The organism is Microcystis sp. LE19-131.1A (assembly GCF_027532015.1).
GTDB classification, from domain to species: Bacteria; Cyanobacteriota; Cyanobacteriia; order Cyanobacteriales; family Microcystaceae; genus Microcystis; species Microcystis ichthyoblabe_A.
In genome coordinates, this window is sequence record NZ_JAPZSS010000309.1 from 1 (window position 1) to 1747 (window position 1747).

Sequence of the window (1747 nt, forward strand, 5' to 3'; positions counted from 1 at the left end):
AGTAAAAATATTTTGGCCGCAGGGCTTGCGGTGTCAGTCTGTAGAGCGACCATAAGACCAGAACAGAGTAAATCTGTTAAGGCAGGTGCGAAAAATCCTTCGGGAAAGAAGCAGAAACCCAAATCGTGAGGTTTGGGAATCACCGTCCGTTTACGGCGGTGAGGATGTCAAAGGCGATTGATCAATATAGTGGTTAGCTAGGGGAAAAATAGCCAGATTGTTGCCGAAAAAGGCTCTTTTAAGGGTTAATAGTTTCGTAAAAACGACAATCTTGACAGGGACCAGAGGGGTTAATCGCACAGCGTAACAGTTCGGATCTGGCGTTAAAACGACAACTAGCATCCCCCATCACCCAACGTCCTTCAATCAAACTTTTTTCGTTAGGGGTGGGAGCAGTTTGTACATAAAGGGAAATTTTGCGTAAACAATAGCCACCAATCTTGTATTGATACTGGTGGTGACGTTCCAAAACCGCATAGGTTTGTCCTTTTAAGGCCAAATAATTACCCGGTTGTGGCATCCAATCCAACTGTATCTCTCCCAAACTTTGCCGCGGATGGGTTAGAATAACCTCCGTTGTTAATGAATCTTGCTCCATGATTATCCCTGTATTCTGGGCTACCTTTGCTCAATGGTAGCTTAGATCTCCGAGTCGATTAATAATTAGGGTTTGCGGCAAAAAGTTTTTCGTGGGGGTAGGGTGTGGGGTGTAGGGTGTGGGGTGTGGGGTTTTACCCATTTTCAGGTGGTCAATTACCTAATTTTCAGAGACAAAGTAACTGAATTTTTCCCCGATCACTCCAATGGTCGGCACTTTTTTGGGGGAAAAAAGTCTAAAAACCTTATCCAACAAGGTTTTTAGATTTATTCAGCAAACCCTAATTATATCTCCTGCAAAAATCAAAAATCTTCGGTTAGGTAAGCAGACTCCCAGACAGAAGACTCCGAGACAGGGGGAGAAAAAAGACAAGGGACAACTACCCTAGAATTGCCAATTTCCCGATTAGAGTAGAAGATAAACCGCAGGATTTTTCCGAGAATTTAGTTTATGGTTTACCCCATCCCGCCTGAAGATAATCTACCGCAAAAATTTCCGAAAATTCCCTTAGATCGTCGTGCCTATGCTTTCCTGATCGACTTTGCCTCGATCTGGTTTTTAAGCTCCTTTGCTAGTGGTGCGCCTGTACTGCAATTCTTCCTTTTTCTCCTGATTTGGTGGTGTTTGCGGGTGTTATTAGTAGCGCAGAATCAGGGTCAGAGTTTAGGACGTTGGGCCCTGGATATGAAGATCATCGATCTACAACTTCAGCGTTTACCCGGAATTTTGGAGTTAAGCAAACGAGAGGCGATCGCTGGTGGCGGGGCAGCTTTAATGATGGTAGGGTTAAATACTTTTTTTGGCAATCCTTTAAGCTTGATTTTATTATCTTCGCCCCTTTTCGCCGATTGTGGTATGGCGATCGGTGATGAGCAATTGAACCGCGCTTTCCACGATCGCATCGGTGGCACGATTGTTATTCCCACCCGTCGGGGTTTTTCTCTCGATCTACGTTTAAGAAGGCTTTGGTATCAAGTTAAGGGCAGAATGAGAAGATAAATAGCAGTTATCCAGCAATTCTCATTTTAAAAAGTAACAAGTGATACAGACAGAAACAAAGCTTTAAGCAAGCTACAAAATGCGCTCCCGCGAGTGCGACTGCATCGCAGAGAAGTGAGTATATAGAGTATTTATACTCAAAATATTTGA

Annotated in this window: 2 protein-coding genes and 1 pseudogene; 2 read left to right on the forward strand and 1 reads right to left on the reverse strand. The window is 43.7% G+C overall.

Annotated features, from left to right (window positions below; all coding sequences use genetic code 11):
* Positions 1–129 (forward strand): annotated as a pseudogene (locus tag O9323_RS21370) (RNA-guided endonuclease TnpB family protein); the annotation flags it as partial.
* A gap of 109 nt (positions 130–238) precedes the next feature.
* Here the strand turns inward: O9323_RS21370 and O9323_RS21375 are convergent.
* Positions 239–598, reverse strand: a complete 360-nt coding sequence (locus O9323_RS21375) for a DUF6464 family protein (protein ID WP_002747143.1) — start codon at positions 596–598, stop codon at positions 239–241.
* A 450-nt stretch (positions 599–1048) separates the two neighbouring features.
* Between O9323_RS21375 and O9323_RS21380 the strand changes: the two genes are divergently transcribed.
* Positions 1049–1597, forward strand: a complete 549-nt coding sequence (locus O9323_RS21380; RefSeq protein WP_002755893.1) for an RDD family protein — start codon at positions 1049–1051, stop codon at positions 1595–1597.
* Positions 1598–1747 lie beyond the last annotated feature (150 nt).